At 65.4% G+C, this 20,088-nt stretch carries 22 protein-coding genes; 5 read left to right on the top strand and 17 right to left on the bottom strand.

Translation table 11 applies throughout. From position 1 onward, the window contains the following. Positions 1–87: 87 nt before the first annotated feature. The 12 genes from XM50_RS15935 to hisB all read right to left on the bottom strand — a co-directional run bounded on the left by XM50_RS15935 (position 88) and on the right by hisB (position 13,270). Positions 88–888, bottom strand: a complete 801-nt coding sequence (locus tag XM50_RS15935; RefSeq protein WP_046410851.1) for a LytR/AlgR family response regulator transcription factor — start codon at positions 886–888, stop codon at positions 88–90. Positions 889–977: 89 nt separating this feature from the next. Beyond that, positions 978–2,096 carry a sensor histidine kinase gene (locus XM50_RS15930; protein ID WP_046410849.1) on the bottom strand — a complete coding sequence of 373 codons (1,119 nt, stop codon included), beginning with the start codon at positions 2,094–2,096 and terminating at the stop codon, positions 978–980. Between the two features lie 98 nt (positions 2,097–2,194). After that, positions 2,195–5,479 carry a TonB-dependent receptor gene (locus tag XM50_RS15925; RefSeq protein WP_046410848.1) on the bottom strand — a complete coding sequence of 1,095 codons (3,285 nt, stop codon included), beginning with the start codon at positions 5,477–5,479 and terminating at the stop codon, positions 2,195–2,197. A 164-nt stretch (positions 5,480–5,643) separates the two neighbouring features. Further along, the gene (ligA, locus tag XM50_RS15920; RefSeq protein ID WP_046410846.1) at positions 5,644–7,770 is read right to left on the bottom strand and encodes an NAD-dependent DNA ligase LigA; all 2,127 of its coding nucleotides are present in this window, start codon (positions 7,768–7,770) and stop codon (positions 5,644–5,646) included. A 110-nt stretch (positions 7,771–7,880) separates the two neighbouring features. After that, on the bottom strand, positions 7,881–9,458 hold the full coding sequence (locus XM50_RS15915; protein ID WP_046410844.1) for an amino acid permease: 1,578 nt from the start codon (positions 9,456–9,458) through the stop codon (positions 7,881–7,883). Between the two features lie 124 nt (positions 9,459–9,582). Further along, entirely contained in the window at positions 9,583–9,975 is a 393-nt protein-coding gene (locus XM50_RS15910) for a histidine triad nucleotide-binding protein (RefSeq protein ID WP_046410843.1), read from the bottom strand. Positions 9,976–9,985: 10 nt separating this feature from the next. Further along, positions 9,986–10,321 carry a phosphoribosyl-ATP diphosphatase gene (locus tag XM50_RS15905; RefSeq protein ID WP_046411797.1) on the bottom strand — a complete coding sequence of 112 codons (336 nt, stop codon included), beginning with the start codon at positions 10,319–10,321 and terminating at the stop codon, positions 9,986–9,988. A gap of 32 nt (positions 10,322–10,353) precedes the next feature. After that, positions 10,354–10,524 (bottom strand): hypothetical protein, encoded by a 171-nt coding sequence (locus tag XM50_RS20185; protein ID WP_156167277.1) that lies wholly within the window; start codon positions 10,522–10,524, stop codon positions 10,354–10,356. Between the two features lie 60 nt (positions 10,525–10,584). Then, positions 10,585–11,346 (bottom strand): imidazole glycerol phosphate synthase subunit HisF, encoded by a 762-nt coding sequence (hisF, locus tag XM50_RS15900; protein WP_046410841.1) that lies wholly within the window; start codon positions 11,344–11,346, stop codon positions 10,585–10,587. A gap of 3 nt (positions 11,347–11,349) precedes the next feature. After that, positions 11,350–12,084: a 1-(5-phosphoribosyl)-5-[(5-phosphoribosylamino)methylideneamino]imidazole-4-carboxamide isomerase gene (gene hisA / locus XM50_RS15895; RefSeq protein ID WP_046410839.1), complete on the bottom strand. Its 735-nt coding sequence runs from the start codon at positions 12,082–12,084 to the stop codon at positions 11,350–11,352. After that, a complete protein-coding gene (gene hisH / locus XM50_RS15890; protein WP_046410838.1) occupies positions 12,081–12,686 on the bottom strand; it encodes an imidazole glycerol phosphate synthase subunit HisH in 606 nt (201 codons plus the stop codon). Before hisH ends, hisA begins: the two co-directional genes overlap by 4 nt. Beyond that, positions 12,683–13,270, bottom strand: coding sequence for an imidazoleglycerol-phosphate dehydratase HisB (gene hisB, locus XM50_RS15885; protein WP_046410836.1), 588 nt, complete (start codon positions 13,268–13,270; stop codon positions 12,683–12,685). The genes hisH and hisB overlap by 4 nt, the downstream gene beginning before the upstream one ends. Positions 13,271–13,343: 73 nt before the next feature. On the opposite strand from hisB, the gene XM50_RS15880 reads away from it, so the two are divergent. The 4 genes from XM50_RS15880 to gmk all read left to right on the top strand — a co-directional run bounded on the left by XM50_RS15880 (position 13,344) and on the right by gmk (position 16,430). Continuing rightward, entirely contained in the window at positions 13,344–13,829 is a 486-nt protein-coding gene (locus tag XM50_RS15880) for an SspB family protein (protein ID WP_046411795.1), read from the top strand. Between the two features lie 133 nt (positions 13,830–13,962). Next, positions 13,963–15,354, top strand: a complete 1,392-nt coding sequence (gene fumC / locus XM50_RS15875; RefSeq protein WP_046410835.1) for a class II fumarate hydratase — start codon at positions 13,963–13,965, stop codon at positions 15,352–15,354. A 45-nt stretch (positions 15,355–15,399) separates the two neighbouring features. Next, the gene (locus tag XM50_RS15870) at positions 15,400–15,615 is read left to right on the top strand and encodes a hypothetical protein (protein ID WP_046410834.1); all 216 of its coding nucleotides are present in this window, start codon (positions 15,400–15,402) and stop codon (positions 15,613–15,615) included. A gap of 146 nt (positions 15,616–15,761) precedes the next feature. Continuing rightward, complete coding sequence (gmk, locus tag XM50_RS15865) at positions 15,762–16,430, top strand: guanylate kinase (protein WP_046410833.1); 669 nt, start codon at positions 15,762–15,764, stop codon at positions 16,428–16,430. Here gmk and XM50_RS15860 read toward each other — a convergent pair. Both XM50_RS15860 and XM50_RS15855 read right to left on the bottom strand, forming a co-directional pair. Then, positions 16,419–17,102, bottom strand: a complete 684-nt coding sequence (locus tag XM50_RS15860) for an ATP12 family chaperone protein (RefSeq protein WP_046410832.1) — start codon at positions 17,100–17,102, stop codon at positions 16,419–16,421. The two genes, gmk and XM50_RS15860, sit on opposite strands and share 12 nt — an antisense overlap. After that, complete coding sequence (locus XM50_RS15855; RefSeq protein ID WP_046410831.1) at positions 17,099–17,311, bottom strand: hypothetical protein; 213 nt, start codon at positions 17,309–17,311, stop codon at positions 17,099–17,101. The genes XM50_RS15860 and XM50_RS15855 overlap by 4 nt, the downstream gene beginning before the upstream one ends. A 181-nt stretch (positions 17,312–17,492) precedes the next feature. On the opposite strand from XM50_RS15855, the gene XM50_RS15850 reads away from it, so the two are divergent. Then, complete coding sequence (locus XM50_RS15850) at positions 17,493–17,705, top strand: hypothetical protein (protein ID WP_046410830.1); 213 nt, start codon at positions 17,493–17,495, stop codon at positions 17,703–17,705. A gap of 33 nt (positions 17,706–17,738) precedes the next feature. On the opposite strand, the gene XM50_RS15845 is transcribed toward XM50_RS15850, so the two are convergent. From XM50_RS15845 to XM50_RS15835, 3 genes are all read right to left on the bottom strand, one after another. Beyond that, positions 17,739–18,830, bottom strand: coding sequence for an RluA family pseudouridine synthase (locus XM50_RS15845; protein WP_046410829.1), 1,092 nt, complete (start codon positions 18,828–18,830; stop codon positions 17,739–17,741). Continuing rightward, positions 18,827–19,204: a fluoride efflux transporter CrcB gene (crcB, locus tag XM50_RS15840; protein ID WP_046410828.1), complete on the bottom strand. Its 378-nt coding sequence runs from the start codon at positions 19,202–19,204 to the stop codon at positions 18,827–18,829. Before crcB ends, XM50_RS15845 begins: the two co-directional genes overlap by 4 nt. 73 nt (positions 19,205–19,277) lie before the next feature. Beyond that, on the bottom strand, positions 19,278–19,934 hold the full coding sequence (locus XM50_RS15835) for a hypothetical protein (RefSeq protein WP_156167276.1): 657 nt from the start codon (positions 19,932–19,934) through the stop codon (positions 19,278–19,280). Positions 19,935–20,088: the final 154 nt, after the last annotated feature.

Below are 20,088 nucleotides of genomic sequence, written 5' to 3'. Positions count from 1 at the left end.
CCGTAGCAGATTTGCTGCGCTTGCGTAATGCACGTCGGTACCGGCCGGCGCGCATGCGCCAGCCGGCAGGTCATCGGTGCGAACGTCTCAGTGGACGAAGCGGGCGACGACGTCGCGGTAGCTGCGGCTCACCTTCACCTGCGCGCCCGAATCGAGCACGAGGAAGCATTCGCCATTGGTGTGCGGCTTCACCTGGCGCACCTGATCGAGGTTGACGATCGTCGAGCGGTGGACCCGCTGGAAGCGGCGCGGATCCAGGCGCTTTTCCAGGTCCTTCATGGTTTCGCGCAGGATAAGCGTGTTGTCCGCCGTCTTGATGCACATATAGTCGCCCGCGGCCTCGACGATTTCGATCGTGTCGACATCGACGCGGAAGATCTGGCCGCGGTCCTTGACGTTGATGAGCTTTTCGAAGCGGCTTGCATTGGGACCTTCGCCGCCGTCCACGATCTCGGCCGCGGCCTCGGGCGCGTGCTCGGCGAGCGCCTCCTTCAGCTTTTCCGCCTCGTTGATGCTCGATTTTTCCGCCAGGCGCTGCCGCACGCGATCGAGCGTGTCGGCGAGCCGCGATTCCTCCACCGGCTTCATCAGATAGTCGACGGCCTGCGCCTCGAACGCGCGCAGGGCGTGATCCGAATAAGCGGTGACGAACACGAAGAGCGGAGGTTCAACCTCCATCAGGCCCTGGACGACGGAGAAGCCGTCAAAGCCGGGCATCTGGATATCGAGAAAGACGAGGTCGGGCTTGTGGGTCTTGATCGCGCTGATCGCTTCGCGCCCGTTCTGGCACTTGGCGACGATCTCGACGTCGGCGTGCGCCTGCAGCCGGAGCTCTAGGCCCTGGATCGCGAGCGGCTCGTCGTCGACGAGAATGGTGCGGATGGTCATGGTACAGTCATTCTCCAAGCGGATGCCACCAGCCCTGACGATCGGCGCCGGCGGTCATCGTACGTCACTGCCCCCTTAACTCTTCCCCGTTATTCAAGCTGGAACGGTATCTCGATCTCCACGCCGAACCCCCCCGTCGGCATTGCGCGGACCTCGAACCGGTGATCCGTTCCGAAAGATTGTGCCAGTCGCTCCCTGATATTGGCGATCCCGACGCCGGTTGAAAGGCTTGGCTTGTTCCGCGTCGGCTGCAAGCCCGGTCCAGTGTCAGATACGCTGATCCGAACGCGATCGCCGATCAACCGCGCGCTGACGTGGATTTCGGCGCCTTCCTCCTTCGGCGTAACGGCATATTTGATCGCATTTTCGACCAGCGGCTGCAGCAGGAGCGAGGGCAGGCGTGCGCGTTCGGCCGCGGGGTCGATCTCGAACTTCGGGCGGAGCCGATCCTCGAAGCGCATCTTCTCGATCTCGAGGTACAGCTTCAGCGTCTCGATTTCCTGCGCGAGCGTCACATGCGCGGTCGGCTCGTTGGCGAGCGTGTAGCGCAGGAAGCTGGAGAGGCGGCTGAGCATCGCATTCGCCCGCTCGGTCTGTTTCAGCAGCACGAGCGTCGAGATTGAATTGAGCGTGTTGAACAGGAAGTGTGGGTTCAGCTGATAGCGCAGCATCGCCAGCTGCGCCGAGGACGCCTGCGTCTCCAGATGCTGGAGCTGATCGATCTGCTCCTCGACGATAAGGTAGAAATTGATCCCGAAGTAGAGCGCCGACCAACCGGCGAGCACGGTGAAATTGAGGAACAGCGAGCCGATCAGCAGCTTCACGTCGACGCCGGGCGCCGAGAGCTTGATGAGGCTGAAGGAGAAAGTGTCGAGCAGCGCGTAGATGAAGGTCGCAGCGCCGAGCGTGAAGACCGTCAGCAGGATCGCGGTGATACGCGGCAGGCCGCGATAGACGCCGTACAGCACCGACAGCAGCAGCGTGATGCAATAGCCGACGATCGTTTCCACGAGGATGCTGACCACACCTTGCATCGTGAAGCCGCCGGATATGGCCGAAACGGTCCGCAGGACGAGATAGCCGGTCCAGCCGGCCGCCTGCAGGATCCAGAAGGCGCGGGCCTTGTCCTCGAAGAAGGGCCGGACCGCCAGATTGCTGGGTCGGATCGGCGCTTGCGGAGTGGACGGTGCAGGAAGCGAGGTCGCCATTGCGCGCCCCTTACACCGCCATTCGCCGTCGCGCAAAAAGGAAGGGCCGCCGCACCCGAAGATGCGGCGGCCCCGAAGACCCATTCAGGTCAGCGCGATCAGAAGGTGAAGCGCGCGCCGAGACGGATCAGGTAGAGCGAGTTGTTGATGCTCGGGTTGGCCGTGTTCGGCTCACGGAAGTTCGAATAACGGTACTGCGCGCAGGCGTTCGCCCCGTTGGACGGCGATCCGATCGCGCCGGTCAGCGCCCCACCGGTGGCGTTCAGGCACTGCACCTGAACCGTCGCTGCGGTGTACGGGAAGCCGAGCTGACGCAGGCCGCCCCAGTTGCTGTTCAGCAGGTTCGGCAGGTTCTCGATGTCGCCGAACAGCGTGATCCGCGAACCGCCGACGAAGGTCGGGATTTCCTGCTCGACGTGGAGGTCGATGCGGGTGAAGGCGCGGTTGCGGGCGATGTTTTTGCCAGCGATGCGGCCGCGATAGTCCTTCAGGTTGGTGCGGTTGATCAGCCCTTCCAGACCGGCACGCGTCGCTTCGCTGTCGTAGCTGACGAGCGGATCGGTGGTGCTGGTCGGCACGTACATCAGGTAGCGATCGTTGTTGCCGATCGTCCCGAACACCGGCGAGCGGCCGTTGTTGTTGTCCTGCATCGTGAAGCTGAACGGACGTCCCGCGCGGGTTTCGCCGAACAGCTGGATCGCGGTGCGATAGTCACCGAACAGCGCACGATCGAAGCCGACACCGTACTTGAACGCCCACTTAATCTGATCGTTCGAGATGCCATAGGCCGGCACGTTCGGGTCGATCATCGCGGCGTTGCCGTACAGCGAGCTGGCGGTCGACGAGGTGGCCGGGCTGACGTCCTTCACGTCCTGCCAGGTGTAGCTGCCGTGGACCGACAGGCCGAAGTCGAACCGCTTGTCACCACGAACCACGAAGATGAAGCTGCGACCGCGATCCTCGTTGTAGAACAGGAAGTCGCTGTTGCCATCGGTCAGCGTGGTGCGCGGCGCGTAGCGCGGGCGGCCATCCGGCAGCGTGCCGACGCGGCGGACGCGCAGGTCGGTGAACGACGGGGCGCTCAGCACGTCGGTGTACAGGAAGTCGGCGCCCAGGTTCACGCCGCGAACCTTGGCGTCAGCCGAGAAGGTCGCCTTCAGCACCGCCGGCAGACGCAGGTCCTGCGCCAGCGACGAGGTCGGGGCGAGCGACAGCGACTGCGTGTTGTTGCGCAGGTAATCGACGGCCGCCTGCGGGATGCCCGGTGCAACGACGTTGTCGAGAATGCCGCACAAAGCTGCGCCGGTGCTGCAGCCTGCCGGATCGGTGTTCGAACGGATCACGCCGAAGCCCGAGGTCGACGAGTTCAGCGCGTTGGTCAGGACGCCGGTGGTCGAGAAGCTGTTCGACAGGTACACGTCCGGCGAACCGCCACCGAACACACCCACGCCGCCGCGCAGGCTGAGCCAGTCGTTGGTCTGCCAGTTCGCGCTGATGCGCGGTTGGAAATTGTCCATTCCCTTGAACGTCTTGGTGTTCGGGAAGCCGTAGCGCGCCAGGTAGAAGCTGTTCAGCGGCACCTGGGTGCGCATGCCGTACAGGTCGTAGCGAGCGCCGTAGGTCAGCGTCAGGCGGTCCGTGATCGCCCAATCGTCCTGGAAGCCGAAGGTGTACTGGCCGTACTTGAAGTCGGCTGCGGCGCTGTTGATGTCACCATCGAGCGCGACCTGCAGGTTGTAGGCGCTGGCGCGACCGTTGCGGAAGTCCGTAATCGAGTCGAAGTACAGGCTGCCGGTGGCGTTCTGAACGAATAGGTTACGGCTGCGGTTCTCGTTATATTCAACGAGGAACTTCAGCTCATGCGAACCGGCCGAGTAGCGGGTCAGGAACGAACCGCCCCAGGTGTCGAAGAACAGTTCGTTCGCCTGACGGCTGTTGTCCGGGCCGAAGGCCACGATCGGCGTGCCCACGCCGCAGCTCGAAGCGGTGTTGGTGCCGTTCACGATGCTCGTCGGGTCGGTGCAGACGCGGATCTGCGGGTAGCCGGTGCCGAGCAGCGGATCCTGGCCGCGGCGCGTGCTGCGGTAGAGGAAGCGGGCTTCGGTCGACAGCTGATCGGTCCAGTCCGAGTTCAGCTTCACGATGCCGGCGCGCAGCAGGTTCGAGGACTGATAATAGTTGGACGCCAGGCCGATGACCGGGGTGTTGTTGTTGGCGCTGGTGCCGTTGGCGACCGTGCTTTCCTCGTACGCGTTGATGTACGACAGCGAGAGGCGGTGATTGTCGGTGATGTTCCAATCAATCTTGCCGACGATCTTCTCGTCCTTCTGATTGTTGATCGTCACGAAATCGCCGGTCGCATAGCCGCCGTAGCGCTGCGTGTTGGCGATGTTGATCACCTCGTCCAGCACGCCCTGGTTGTAGCCGGGGATCTGGTTCAGCGTGGCGATCGACAGTGGGCGCGGATCAGTGTTGCGCTCCGCCGAGACCATGAAGAACAGCTTGTCCTTGATCAGCGGACCGGCGATCGTCGCGCCGTAGGTTTCCGACTTGTACTTCGGCAGGGTGATGCGGTTCGAACCGATGCGGTCGCCCTGCAGGCCATCGGTCGACTGCGAATAGAAGCCGGTGCCGGTGAAGGTGTTGGTGCCCGACTTCAGCGTGGTGTCGATGACGCCGCCGAGGAAGTTGCCCTGACGGATGTCATAGGGCGCGATCGAGACCGAGAACTGACCAATGGCGTCGAAGGGGACCGGGCCACGGTTGGTCGGGTTCGCATCCGAGTTCAGGCCGAAGGTGTCGCCGACCTGCACACCGTCGATGGTGAAGCGGTTGAAGCGCGGGTTGACGCCGGCAAAGCTGACGGCGCCCTGACCGTTGGTGAGATCAAGCGCGGCGAACGGGTCGCGGCGGGCGAGATCGCGGACGTTGCGGTTGACCGAGGCGACCTTCGAGATGTCGCGCGCATTAAGAACGGTCTGCGGGCCGTCCGAGGTGACGCCGGCGCCGGCGATCGACGAGGCGGTCACGACGATGTCGCCGTCGCCTTCGTCAGCGGCCGCAACGTCGATCGGCAGCGAATAGGTCTGGCCCACGACGGTGTAGATGTCGGTGACCTGCTTGGCGCCCTGGGGCGACTGGACATCAACGGTGAACGTGCCACCCGGACGCAGACCGCTCAGCGAGAAGCCGCCGTTCGCATCGGTGGTGGTCGAAGACGTCGTGCCCGACGCGGTCTCCCGCGCGGTAACCGTTGCGCCCGCGACGGGCGCACCTGCTGCCGTCACCGTACCACGGATGGCGGAAGTGGTTTCCTGAGCCATCGCGCCGGCCGGTGCGATGAGCGCAACCGCAGCTACGCCCAGAAACAGGTTATGTCGCATTTAATCAAATTCCCCTTGGAGCAGGTGCTCTGACAAACGGTGCCTGAACCGCTGCCGCGCCCGTGCCCGCGCAATATTTCCGTTCGGTTACGCGGGCGAGAAGAATCCAAAGGGAACCATTTTTGATTTTGCTGCGTTGCAAAAAAGCGACAGGTGTATTCGTGCTATCCGGCAGCAGCGACGATGGCTTGCCAGCCTGCCTCATCGACGACCCTAATGCCCAGGTCGGCGGCCTTCTTCGCCTTGGATCCAGCGCCCGGCCCAGCGACCAAAAGATCCGTTTTCGAGGATACAGATCCGGACACCTTGGCGCCCAATGCCTCTGCCTGAGCCTTCGCCTCGTCGCGGCTCATCGTTTCGAGCGTGCCGGTGAAGACCACGGTCTTTCCCGACACCTCGGAGGCGCGAGTCTCATGCACCACATCCGCGGGTGTCAGCTGGCCGAGTAGGTCCGCGACCGCCGAGTCGTTGCGTTCCTCGGCGAAGAAGTCGATCAGCGCGAGCGCGACCTCAGGCCCCACCTGCTTCGTGTCGACGATGGCGGCCAGTTCCTTGGCGGTGCGGGCGAGGAGCTTGTCGTCGCTCTCCCCGATGGCCTGTAGCATGGTGTCGCGTTTTTCGATCCCGGCCTGCACCATGGCGCGGAAGTCCGCCCAGCTGCGCCAGCGCCGCGCGAGGTCGCGGGCGGTCACCTCGCCGATATGGCGAATGCCGAGCGCGAAGAGGAAGCGGTCGAGCGGGGGCTGACGCTTCGCGTCGATCGCCGCGATCAGGTTGCGCGCCGATACCGTCGCCCAGCGTTCGCGCGCGAGCAGCTGTTCCTCGGTCAGGCGGAAGATGTCGGCCGGAGTCGCGATCAGGCCGTCGGCGAAGAAGCTTTCGATATTGGTGATGCCGAGGCCCTCGATATCGAGCGCGTGGCGCGAGGCGAAGTGGCGCAGGCGCTCCACCTGTTGCGCCGGGCAGACCAGCCCGCCGGAGCAGCGCCAGTCCACCTCGCCCGGCTCGCGCACCGCTTCCGATCCGCATTCGGGGCAATGGGTAGGGAAGTGCCAGGCGGGGCGATCTTCGCCAGCGGTGAGATTTTCCACGATCTGGGGAATGACGTCGCCCGCGCGCTGCACCACGATGCGATCGCCGGGGCGTACCCCCAGCCGCGCAACCTCATCTGCGTTGTGCAATGTGGCGTTGCGCACCACGACGCCGCCGACGGTGACTGGCTCGAGCTTTGCGACCGGGGTCAGCTTGCCGGTGCGACCGACCTGGATGTCGATATCGTTGAGGGTCGTCTGCGCGCGTTCGGCCGGAAACTTGTGCGCGATCGCCCAGCGGGGGGCGCGGGCGACGAAGCCCAGCCGCTCCTGCCAGTCGAGGCGGTCGACCTTGTACACCACGCCGTCGATGTCGAACGGCAGGTCAGCGCGCTTGCGCTCGATGGCATTATATTGCGCGAGCGCGTCGGCGCTGGAGGCGGCGGTGGTAAAATCATCCGCCACAGGGAAGCCCCACCGCCGAATGACATCGACAACCGCGGACTGGGTGGCGCCGGGGAGGGCGGTCGCCTCGCCCCAGCCATGCGCGAGGAACCGGAGCGGGCGCTCGGCCGTGACGTTGGCGTCCTTCTGCCGCAGCGAGCCGGCGGCGGCGTTGCGCGGGTTGGCGAACTGGCGCGCCTCCTTGCCCGTTTCCGCCGCCTCCTCGGCAAGTCGCTGGTTGAGGGCCGCAAAATCGGCCTTTGCCATATAGACCTCACCGCGGACCTCGAAAACGTCGGGAGCGTCCTCGGGCAGGATCGACGGAATGTCAGCGATGGTGCGCGCGTTGGCGGTCACAGCCTCGCCCGTGGTGCCGTCGCCGCGCGTCAGCGCCTGGACGAGGCGGCGCTGTTCATAGCGCAGCGAACAGGAGAGGCCGTCGATCTTCGGTTCGGCGGTGAGCGCGACTTCCTCGTCATCGGCGAGCCGCAGGAAGCGGCGCACCCGGGCGACGAATTCCTCCACCTCCTCATCGCTGAACGCGTTGTCGAGGCTGGTCATCGGCCGCCGGTGGGCGACCTTCGCGAGATGGCCGGCGGGCGCTGCGCCCACCTGACGAGAGGGGGAATCGGACCGAACGAGGTGCGGGAAGGCAGCTTCCAGCTCATTGTTCCGCCGGACGAGAGCGTCATAGGCTGCGTCCGAAATCTCCGGCGAATCGTCCGTGTGGTAGAGGCGATTGTGGTGAGCGATCTCACTGGCCAGATGCGCGAGTTCGGCAGCGGCGGCGTCATCGGTGGTGGGAAGCGCGGTCATGCCGGCTGGTTAGGCGAGCCGGGACGCGCCGCCAAGCCAGTGCGCCCGATGCGAAAAGGGCCGGAGCAATGCCCCGGCCCTCTTGCTGTAACTAAGGTGCGTCGCCGTGCCTAGCGCGTGCCCGGCACCGACGGATCGACCTCATGCACCGCTTCGCTCTCGTGCACTTCGACCAGGCCGCGGCCAAGGTGCGACGCGCGGTAGCCGTAGCCATAGTAGATCACGAGGCCCAGGATGCCCCAGAGCGGCAGCACCAGCATCGCGTCTAGCGGCAGGTTGAAGAACAGGAAGATGCAGCCTGCGATCGTCAGCGGGCCGACGATCCAGAGCGCCGGGGTGCGGAAGCTGCGCTGACGATTCGCCTCGGTACGGCGCAGGATCATGACCGCGATGGCCACCATCATGAACGCGTAGAGCGTACCCGCATTGGCGATATCCGCGAGCTTGCCGACCGGCAGGAAGGCAGCGGCAAAGGCCACGGCTGCGCCGGTGATCGCGGTGACGATATACGGGGTCTTCCACTTCGGGTGCACTGCCGACAGGCGCTCCGGCAGCAGGCCGTCACGGCTCATCACGAAGAAGATGCGGGTCTGGCCGAACATCAGGATCAGGATGACCGACGGCAGCGCGAGGAATGCCGCGATGCCCAGCATGTTGCCGACGCCCGACCAGCCGATCTGACGCAGCACATGGGCGAGCGCCTCGTTCGAGCAGACGAGCGGGAGGTCGTTGGCGGCGAAAGTGGCGCACTGGCGGGCAAGCTCTTCCGAGCCGGCCGGGAACGGCACGCCGTTCGGCCCCATGATCGGCTGACCACCGACGGTGCCGATCGCACCCGCAGCCACCAGGATGTAGAAGACGGTGCAGAACAGCAGCGATCCGACCAGACCGATCGGGACGTTGCGCTGCGGATTCTTAGTTTCCTCAGCCGCGGTCGACACGGCGTCGAAGCCCACATAGGCAAAGAAGATCGTCGCCGCGGCGCCGACTGCACCGACGCCGGTGCCGAAGCCACCAAAGATGCCGGCCGGGAGGAAGGGGTTGAAGCGATCGGAGTCGAACGCGTCGGAAGGAATGGTGAGTGCGATGAAGGCGGTCAGCGCCGTCACCTTGATCGCCACCAGCACCGCATTCACGCGGGCGCTTTCAGTGGTGCCGACCATCAGCAGCCAAGTGATCAAGAGCGAGATGACGACGGCGGGCAGATTGATGAAGCCGCCTTCGACACCGCCTAGTGCGAGCGGTGCGCCCGACAGCCACGCCGGCAGGTGTATCCCGAGAAATTCATTGAGGATCGTGCCGGTGAAGTAGCCCGACCACCCGACGGACACGGCGCTGGCCGCCACGGCATATTCGAGGATCAGGGCCCAGCCAACGGTCCAGCCGACGAGTTCGCCCATCGTGGCGTAGCTGTAGGTATATGCTGATCCCGCGACGGGGATCATGGCTGCAATCTCCGCGTAGCAAAGCGCGGCGACAATGCAGATCAGGCCGGCGATCGCGAATGCGAGCATCAGGCCCGGGCCGGCCTTTTGTGCGCCGGCGGAGGTGAGAACGAAAATACCGGTACCGATCACACAACCGATGCCGAACAAGGTGAGCTGGAACCAGCCCAAGGTGCGATGAAGCGCTTTTTTCTCGGCAGTCGCCAAGATGGCGTCGAGCGGTTTTACTCGGCCAAAGATCATGCGGCCTTTTCCCCCAGGAGCGCGGCACTGGCGGCCGCATGTGCATTAAAGCGCGCGAAACTAGCGGGAGATCGTCATCGCGCAATCCCTCACGGCGTTCGGAAGCAAGATTGCGTCTTTTCTGCTACTTATGGCTGTCATTTTGAACCAGCATAGGGCCTAGCGGCCGGCCAGCAAGGATATGGACGTGCAGATGGGGCACTTCCTGATGGCTGTGCGGACCGGCATTGGCCAAGAGGCGGTAGCCCGGTGTGACCAAACCAGCCTCCCGCGCGATGTGGCCAACCGCCCGGACGAATCCGGCAATCTCCGCATCGCTGGCCCTGGCGGAGAAATCATCCCAGCTGACGTAGGCGCCCTTCGGAATCACCAGAATGTGCGTCGGAGACCAAGGCGCGATGTCGTGGAACGCGAGCGCGTATTCGTCCTCGTACACCTTGCGGGCCGGTATCTCGCCGCGAAGGATCCGCGCGAAGATGTTCTGATCGTCATAGGGCAGCGTTGCATCGACGGGCATGAGCGAAGCCTTATTCAGGGCGGAAGGAGAGGGGGCGGCCAGCCTTTTCGTCATGGCCCGACTGGCCCTCACGCCGGTCGAGCTCGCGTCGGACGTCGTCGAGCGAGAGGCCGGCGTCGGCGAGCAGCACCAGCAGATGGAAAATCAGGTCGGCCGCCTCAGGAACGATATCGGCATCCTCGCCGGAGCAGGCGGCGATGACCGTTTCGACCGCTTCCTCGCCCAACTTTTGCGCGATCTTATGTCGTCCCTGGAAGAACAGGCTCGCGGTATAGGAGCGTACCGCGGGTGCATCCTTGCGCGCGCGGATCGTTGCTTCGAGACGGTCGAGAGTGTCGTCAGCCATGCCGCGCGAGGTGCCGCGCGCGGCGATCCAGGTCAACCTTTCCGACCACGGTTGCGCAGCGCACGCCGGGTCAGCCAGACGGCGATGGCGGCGGCAACGAACAGCGCCGCATCGGACAGTTCGGGACCGGTACGCGGCGTGGACACCGCCGCAGCCCCGACGGGCGGAGCGGCGGCGGTCAGCGTGAACAGCGAAGGCGGCATGACGCAAGCGGCTCCGGAAGGGACGAGGCGTCCCTTATGCCACCGACATGCAGCGAAGCGTCAATGCCGCCGTACCGGCACGCCCGCCGCGGCGAGGGCAGCATGAGCGTCGGCGATGGTCGCCTGACCGAAGTGGAAGATCGAGGCTGCAAGCACCGCCGAGGCATGACCCTCCGTCACCCCGCGGACGAGATCGTCGAGAGTGCCGACACCCCCAGAGGCGACCACCGGCACGCTCGTCCTGTCCGCAACGGCGCGGACCAGGTCGAGGTCATAGCCGTCGCGGGTTCCATCCCGGTCCATCGACGTCAGCAGGATTTCGCCTGCGCCAAGCTCCGCCAGGCGCAAGGCATGAGCGACGGCATCAATACCCGTTCTGCGTCGGCCGCCGTGGGTGAATACCTCCCACCCGCCATCGACTCGACGCGCATCGACGCTGGCGACGCAGCACTGGCTGCCAAATCGCTCGGCAATGTCAGCGACCACTTCGGGCCTCGCCACCGCGGCGGAATTGACCGCCACCTTGTCTGCCCCGGCCAGCAGCAGCGCGCGCGCATCATCGGCGCTGCGCACGCCGCCGCCCACCGTCAGCGGCATGAAGCAGACCGCTGCCGTGCGGCGCACCACGTCAAGGATCGTGTCGCGCCCCTCATGGCTGGCGGTGATGTCGAGGAAGCACAATTCGTCGGCCCCCGCCGCATCATAGGCGCGAGCCTGTTCCACCGGATCGCCGGCATCGATCAGATCGACGAAGTTGACCCCTTTCACGACACGGCCGTTGGCGACGTCGAGGCAAGGAATGACGCGGGCACGAACCGTCATCGTTCAGGCCGCCGCAGCAACGGTAAGCGCGGCGGCAAGATCAAGCCTGCCGTCGTACAGGGCGCGCCCGGTAATGACGCCTTCGACCCCGTCGCGGGCGTGAAGCGCCAGCACGTGAATGTCCGAGATGCCGGCAACGCCGCCGCTGGCGATCACCGGGATCGACACGGCCCGCGCCAGATCGACCGTCGCCTCGACATTGCAGCCCTTCAACAGGCCATCGCGGCCGACGTCGGTGAACAGGAGCGCCGCAACGCCGGCATCCTCGAATTGGCGCGCGAGGTCGGTGGCGGTGGTGGTGGATACGTCGGCCCAACCCTTGGTCGCGACCATGCCGTCGCGCGCGTCGACCGCGACGACGATGCCGCCGGGGAAGGCGGCGGCCATGTCACGAACGAACTGCGGATTTTCAAGCGCGGCGGTACCGATCACGACGCGGGCGACGCCGGCGTCGAACCAGGCCTCCACGCTCTCCGGCGTGCGAACGCCGCCGCCGAGCTGCACATGGCCGGGAAAGCGGCTGACGATCGCGCGCACGGCCTCCCCGTTGCGGCTTTCACCGGCAAAGGCCCCGTCGAGATCGACGACATGGAGGTGGCCTGCGCCCGCATCGGCGAACAACATCGCCTGGGCTGCGGGATCATCACCATAAACGGTCGCACGATCCATATCGCCCTCGGCTAGGCGAACGACCTGGCCCGCCTTTAGATCGATGGCGGGAAACACGATGAGGCTCAAGGACGCCACTCCAGAAAGCGAGCAAGAAGATCGAGGCCGTAGCGCTGGCTCTTCTCCGGGTGAAATTGAACGCCGACGATCGTGTCGCGGCCGATCGCGGCAGTGACGGGGCCAGCATGGTCGGTCTGTGCGAGCACGCCGTCGCCATCATAAGCGAAGCTGTGCAGGAAATAGGCTTCGCCCGGCCGCAGGAGCGGGTGATCGCCGGTGGGCACCACATCGTTCCAGCCCATGTGCGGCACCTTTGCATCGGTACCGGCGGGATCGAGTCGCCGGACATTGCCGGGCAGCCAGCCGAGCCCGCGATGCTGGCCGAGTTCCTCGCCCTGTTCCGCGAGCAGCTGCATGCCGACGCAAATGCCAAGGAACGGCGCGCCCTGGTCGAGAACGCGGGAGCGCAGCGCCGCCTCAAGCCCGTCGACCGCACGCAGGTTTGCCGCGCAGGCCCCGAAGGCGCCGACGCCGGGAAGGACGATGCGATCGGCGCGGGCAATCGCGTCCGGATCGGCGGTGACGATCACGTCTGATGCGCCGGCGGCGCGCAGGGCGTTTTCGACCGACAGCAGGTTCCCCGACTGAATGTCGACCAATGCGAGCGTCACAGAACGCCCTTGGTCGACGGGATCGAATCGGCCTTGCGCGGATCGATCTCAATCGCCTGACGCAGCGCCCGGGCAAGGCCCTTGAACGCGCTTTCGGCGATGTGGTGGTTGTTCTCGCCGTGCAGCGTCTCGACGTGCAGCGTTATGCCCGCGGCCTGCGCGAAGCTGTGGAACCAGTGTTTGAACATCTCGGTGTCCATTTCGCCAAGCCGCTTCTGGCTGAACTCGGTCTTCCACACGAGCCAGGGGCGCCCGGAAATGTCGAGCGCGACGCGGGTCAGCGTCTCGTCCATCGGGGACAGCGCATCGCCATAGCGACGAATGCCGCGCTTATCGCCGAGCGCCTTGGCCAGCGCCTCGCCGATGGCGATCCCGGTATCCTCGACGGTGTGGTGCTGGTCGATATGCAGATCGCCCTTCGTCTCGACATCCAGGTCGATCAGCGAGTGGCGGGAGAGCTGCTCCAGCATATGGTCGAAGAAGCCAACTCCGGTCGACACACGGTACGCGCCCGTGCCATCAAGGTTAACGGTCACCGCGATCTTGGTTTCGCTGGTGTCACGGCGGATCGTCGCGCTGCGCATGAGCGCGCACATAGCGGAGCCGACGCGCCATGCAATCTTGACCGAACGGTTCGTGCCGTTACCGATGATGCAAATGGACGACCAAGCACCTGACAGCCTGATTCCCTACGACGAGATCGTGCAGGAGGCCCTGCGCGCCGTCGTCGGTCGCGTGCTGGGCTCGGTCGCGACCGGCGGGGGGCTGCCGGGCGACCATCATTTCTACATCACCTTCAAGACGCAGGCGGCGGGGGTCGATATCCCGCAGCGGCTGATCGAGCGTTTCCCCGATGAAATGACGATCGTGCTGCAGAACCGCTTCTGGGACCTGACCGTCGACGCGGAGCGCTTCTCTGTCGGCCTGAGTTTCAACCAGGTGCCCTCGAAGCTGATGATTCCCTATTCGGCGATCACCGGGTTCCACGATCCGGCGGTCAATTTCGAGCTGCGCTTCCAGGCGCAGGAAGGGCCCGGTGACGGTCCCGAGCCGCACGATCCGGCGGAAAACGATGGCCCGCCACCCACGTCGAGCGAGGACGGGTCGAACGTCGTCTCCGTGGACTTCAAGCGCAAGAAATAGCCTCGCTTCGGGCCGGTAGCGTGCCGGCACCATGAACATGGGCGCAAGGGGACACGGCGGCCGACCGCCGTGTCCCCTTGCGCCTTACTGCTTCGCCTCCAAATACCGCCTGTCACGACAGATAGGCTGAGGCATGAACGACACGCGCACCGAGACCGACTCGATTGGCAGCATCGAGGTGCCAACGGACGCTTACTGGGGCGCGCAGACGCAGCGCTCGATCGAGAACTTCCCCTTTGGGGCGATGGAGCGGATGCCAATCGGCATCGTCCGCGCGCAGGCGATCGTCAAACAAGCCGCCGCTCGGGTGAACGCCCGCCATGGGCTGGACGGAGCGGTCGTCAAGGCGATCGAGGATGCCGCGCAGGAGATCGTGTCAGGCAACCTGGATGAGCAATTCCCGCTGGTCATCTGGCAGACCGGCTCCGGTACGCAGACCAACATGAACGTGAACGAGGTGATCGCCGGACGCGCGAACGAGGTGCTGACCGGCAAGCGCGGCGGCAAGGCGCCGGTGCACCCCAACGATCACGTCAACATGAGCCAATCTTCCAACGACAGCTTTCCCACGGCGCTGCACGTCGCGACGGCGCTCGCGACGCGTGATGCGCTGCTCCCGGCGCTGGACAGGCTTCACGCTGCCCTGGATGCCAAGGCGAAACAATGGCGCGACATCGTCAAGATCGGGCGGACGCATACGCAGGACGCGACGCCGCTGACACTGGGGCAGGAATTTTCCGGCTATGCCGCGCAGCTCGCAAGTTGCCGCGGGCGGATCGAGGAGGCGCTGCACCGCGATATTCGCAAGCTCGCGATCGGCGGTACCGCGGTTGGCACGGGATTGAACGCGCCCGAGGGCTGGGCATCCGACATGACCGCGGCGATCAGCGACATCACGGGCTTTCCGTTCGAACCGGCGCCGAACAAGTTCGAGCAGCTGGCCGCCAAGGATGGCCTGGTCTTCTTTTCCGGCGCGCTCAACACGCTGGCGGTGGCGCTCAACAAGATCGCCAATGACATCCGGCTGCTGGGTTCCGGTCCGCGCTCCGGCCTGGGCGAGCTTTCGCTGCCGGCGAACGAGCCGGGTAGTTCGATCATGCCGGGCAAGGTCAATCCCACGCAGTGCGAATCGCTGACCATGGTTGCAGCGCAGGTGATCGGTAATCATCAGGCGGTGACCGTCGGGGGCATGCAGGGGCATTTCGAGCTCAACGTGTTCATGCCCCTGATCGGGGCCAACGTGCTCCGATCGATCCACCTGCTTGCAGTGGGGATGACCAGCTTTGCCGAGCGCTGTGTCGATGGGATGGTCGCCAATGAGCGGCAGATTGCTGATCTGGTCGGCCGATCGCTGATGCTGGTCACCGCGCTCGCTCCCGAGATCGGCTATGACAATGCGGCGAAGATCGCCAAACATGCCCATGCCGAAGGGCTGACGCTGCGTGAGGCAGGTCTGGCGCTTGGGCTGGTTGATGGTGAAACGTTCGACCGCGTGGTTCGCCCCGAGGGGATGCTGGGAACCTGAACCGCGCCGAAGCGCTTAGCGAGCCAAGTAGAGAAAGGAACATCCATGCTTCGCACCATCGTTGGCGCACTCGTCGGCAAGGAAATCGATCGTCGGGATTGGCGCGGTGGATTGAAGGGCGCGGCCGTGGGCGCCCTGGCGGCACGCATGGCGACCCGAACGGGCCCGCTTGGGCTGCTGCTCGGTGGCGGCTACGTAGCGAAGAAGATGTACGACCGGCGCAAGGCGGGCAAAGGCATGTCCGGGCGCCCCGTGCGTTGATCCTGCCAGGCAGATGCCCATGATGGGATCTGCCGGCACAGTGACGAGCGGCTGAGCACCGGCCGAGCTGCTCAGCCGCGCGGCTTTTGCGGGAATGACGCGGACGGAACCTTGACGCTCATGTCCTCCGCGCGGCAGGAGCGCGCATGGCCGCATCTTCCCCGACCGATCCGCATGGCTTTCGCCGTCGCGGCGTCCTGTTCGTCCTGTCATCACCCTCGGGCGCAGGAAAGTCGACGATAGCCAAGAAGCTCCTGGCGGCTGAGCCGGAGCTGTCGATGTCCGTATCCTATACGACGCGTGCGCCGCGCCCCGGCGAGATCGACGGCAAGGATTATCACTTCGTCACGCTGGATCGCTTTCGCGAGATGGCGAACAACCATGAATTCCTCGAGTGGGCGCATGTCTTCGACAATCGCTACGGCACGCCCAAGGCCGACGTGTTTCACACGTTGAGCGAGGGCAAGGACATATTGTTCGACATCGACTGGCAGGGCGCCCAGCAGCTGCACCAGCTGGCCGGCGGCGACGTAGTCCGTGTGTTCATCCTGCCCCCGTCGATGGCTATCCTTCAGGATCGGCTACAGAAGCGCGCGACCGACAGCCAGGAGGTGATCGACGCGCGCATGTCGCGTGCCGCGAACGAGGTGAGCCACTGGGACGGTTATGACTACGTCCTGGTCAACGATGACCTCGAACATTGCTTCGAATGTGTCCGGATGATCCTGGCGGCCGAGCGGCTGAAGCGATCACGCCAGACCGGCATCATCGGCTTCATCCGCAGTCTGCTCAAGAAAAGCGGTTCACTCGAGTAGCGTGAGAAAGCGTACCGCCGCGTCGAGATCGCGGCGGCGCGCGGCATTGGCTTCGGCCGCCTGCTCATCCACGCCCCATTGTTCGGCCTGCCACGTTTCATCGACCGTGGCGGCAGCCCACAGGGTGTCGGCGTCGATCTGACCCTCGGCCATCGCCAGCGCGCCCACCAATGTGCCCGAAATCGTGACGATCGGCTGCAGCGCCACTAGGGCAAAGGGATCGCGACTCGCGACAGCCTCTGCCAGCCGGGTCACAGTCGCTGGTGGCTGTGGCTGGTGCATGAGGCCGTTGACGATCTCGAAATGCACGTCGTAGCGGCCGCGGGCCCATTCGAGCAGCGGATCCCATGCTTCGGCTTCACGCTGCACCAGTTCGGCCGGCGATTCGGCGCGATAGCAGAGCAGATCGGTCTCGGCATAAGCCGCCAGGCCTGCGGCGAAGGCGGCGGGGGAGGGGGCGACACGGTCGATCGCGGCGTTGGTGAGCCCCGTGAGCGGCATTGACCGTGGATCGAGCGTCTCGCCGACCGCGCGCCATTCATCCGCGACTGCCTCTGCAAGGGCAGTGCTTGGCAGTGCGAGCGGTGCTCGACCCGGCGTGCGAACAGGGCGGCCGTCCAGCCGCACCACCTGCTCCTCGTCGATCGTGACGTCAGTCCAGAAACGCTTCATTCACTTGGGCTCCGCCATTGCCGCGCCAGCGCGCGCGGTACGACCGCCATGGCCCACAATGCGGCAAGCACAATCGCGCCGCCCAGTATCTTGCTGCCAGTGTCCGGCCCCTCTGCGAGCAGGATGACGCCGAGCACCGCAGCCATCGCCGTGACGAGGCGGGTCAGCGAAATAATCAGCCAGCGTGTTCGGGCGGGGTCGCGTGCCATGTCGCCGCTATGGCCTATGCTTCGTGGAGGCGCCAGTCGCGACCAGTTGGTTCCGCAACGGGATCAACTGGCAGTCAACCTCTTGGTTACGCATCAGCTTTATGGTCTATGGAAGCAATAGCGAGAGCGGGCCCGGGGGGGCAGGCCTCACATTTTCTGAGCCTATGGAAACGGAACGACGATGGTCGGCGCGGCAGTCTTTATCTACGGTTTGTTGGTCAGCTTCATTTTCTCGGGCGCATCGCGCAACGCCAAGCTGCGCCGCCCCAATCCGCCGGTCCTCACCTATGTCGGCTATGTCATGTGCGGCATCACCGCAGGCGCCTCGCTGATCCTGTCAGCGCATGTGGTTAGCCTGTCGCTGGGCGCGCCGCTGCTCAACCTCACCATCTGAGCGCCGCCGGGAGCCAGGCTCCCGGCGTGCCATTCACTCGCCCCGCGCGCCGCGACCGCGGCGTTCGCCCCGGCGCGCCTTGCGGACCTGCTTGGCATGCGCGCGTGCCTTCGCCTTGCGGTCCTCGCGGGTCACCGGCGGCCGCGTATCGGCCGGAAGCGCGTCACCAGCGGCCTCGTCAAAGCCAAGGCCGGCCAGACTTTCCGCAAAATGCGTCGGCAGTTCGGCGGTAACGTCGATCGCCCCGCCATCGGGATGATCCACCCGGATGCGGCGCGCGTGGAGATGCATCTTGCGGCTGATGCCCCCGGTCAGGAACGCGGCCGGGCCACCGTATTTGCCGTCCCCGACAATCGGGTGACCAATCGCCGCCATGTGGACGCGCAGCTGATGCGTGCGCCCGGTGAACGGCTGTAGCTCCACCCAGCAGGCGCGGTTGCCGGCGCGTTCGATGACGCGGTAGCGGCTGCGCGCGGGCTGGCCGTTCTCCTCGTCGACGTGCATCTTCTCACCGCCGGTGCCGGGCTGCTTGGCGATCGGCAGGTCGATCGTGCCGTCATCAATCGAAGGTACGCCGACAACGAGCGCCCAATAAACCTTCTTCGCTGACCGGCCGGAGAACGCCTTGGAGAAGAAGGCGGCAGCGCGGGAGGTGCGGGCGACGAGCAGCGCGCCCGACGTATCCTTGTCGAGGCGATGGACCAGTTTCGGCCGACCCTCGGCATCGAACTGAAGCGCGTCGAGCAGGCCATCGACATGGGCGGTCGTCTTCGTTCCGCCCTGCGTGGCGAGGCCCGGCGGCTTGTTCAGGACGAATGCGGCGGGATCCTGGTGGATCACCATTTCGCGCGCGAAGGCGACCTCATCCTCGCTGAGTGGCGGACGCTCGCGCTTTGGCTTGGCATCGGTGCGCACCGGTTCCGCCGGCGGGAGGCGGAGGACCTGGCCGGCGGTCACGCGGTCGCCCGGGCCGACGCGCGCGCCATCAAGGCGTAACTGGCCGGTGCGCGCCCATTTCGCGACAGTGGTGAAGCTGGTGTCGGGCAAATGCCGCTTGCACCAGCGATCCACGCGGATGCCGTCGTCATCGGCGGCGACGGTGAACTGGCGGACGCTGTCGTTCATGCTGCCACCCGGGTGAAGGCGAGTCCGGCCGCCAGCGCCGCGATCGAACCGATCGTCGATAGAAGAATATAGGCGAACGCCTGAAGCCAGGCGCCGCGTTCGATCATCAGCAATGTTTCGAGTGAAAAGGCGGAGAAGGTAGTGAACCCGCCGAGTACGCCCACCCCGATCAGCAGGCGCCAAGCCTCGCCGCCGCTGCTGAGCCGCGCCAGCGTTCCGGCCAGCATGCCCATGGCGCAGCCGCCCGCGATGTTGACGATCAATGTGCCCCAGGGCCAGCCTGTGCCAAGGGTGGTCAGGGCGGCGCGCCCGACGAGGTGGCGCAGGCCCGCCCCGGCGGCCCCACCGGCCATCACCAGAAGTAATCCGTTCATTACCGCGCCCCTAGAGCCAAAACGCCCAAAGGGGAACGCCGAACGCGTGCCCTGTGCCGTTCGGTCGGCTTGCTCAGCCGCCGCCGTCGGCCATCAGGTCAACCTGCGATCCGCCGTTTGGGCGCGGCTTGACGATCAGGAAGAAGGCGGCGTTCTTCTTCGTGCCTGCCAGAATATGCTCTCCGCTGTCGGCCTGATGTTCGGATCGGAATCCGGCCTCTGAGGTGCGGGTGTAATACCAGTCGAGCAGCCGCTGGGCGGGCGCTGCGCTGATGAAGCTGACGACTCGCAGCGCGCAGCCGTCGCGATCGGCGCCGGCCGCCTCGCTGATCTGGGCGTCGGGATAAAGCGGCACGCCTTGCGGCAGGCGGTTGGCCCAATCGGCGGAATAAGCGACGTTGTTCACGCATTGCGCCGAGGCGCCCTGGCTCTGCGCCAAGGCCCCAAGCGTCAGCGCGCGCCGGGCGGCGGCACATTGCGTGCAGGTCCCGGTCGGTGCGGGCGCGGCGCGGAGCGCGCCGGCGACCTGAGCGTCAGCGCGTTGGCCAATGCCTTCCGGCGGTAGCGCGCCGGAACCTGGCTGAAGCGGCGGTCGCACCGTATTGGCGTTGGCCTGTTGCACCAGCTTCGGATCGACCATGATCGGATCGCGAAGCGCACCTTGCAGCACCGGGTCATTTGCGCTTGCCGCGTCGTTCATCGTCGCGAGGCTGTTGTCGAGATCAGCCACCGCGGCTTGATCCGCGCGCGGAGATCCGCAGGAGGCGAGTGCGAGCAACGCTGTTGCCACCCCAAGCATTACGTTGGTTTTCATCATCGCTCCCTCGAAAACGGCACCATGATTATCGCCGCATCCGTAAGGAAGGATGCCCACGATGTGTCCC

Origin of the sequence: Sphingomonas sp. Ag1, from assembly GCF_000980895.1 — a bacterium.
In the GTDB taxonomy this organism is placed as follows: Bacteria; Pseudomonadota; Alphaproteobacteria; order Sphingomonadales; family Sphingomonadaceae; genus Sphingomonas; species Sphingomonas panaciterrae.
Note: the sequence above shows the minus strand (reverse complement) of the source record. Positions and strands in the feature narration are given on the sequence as shown.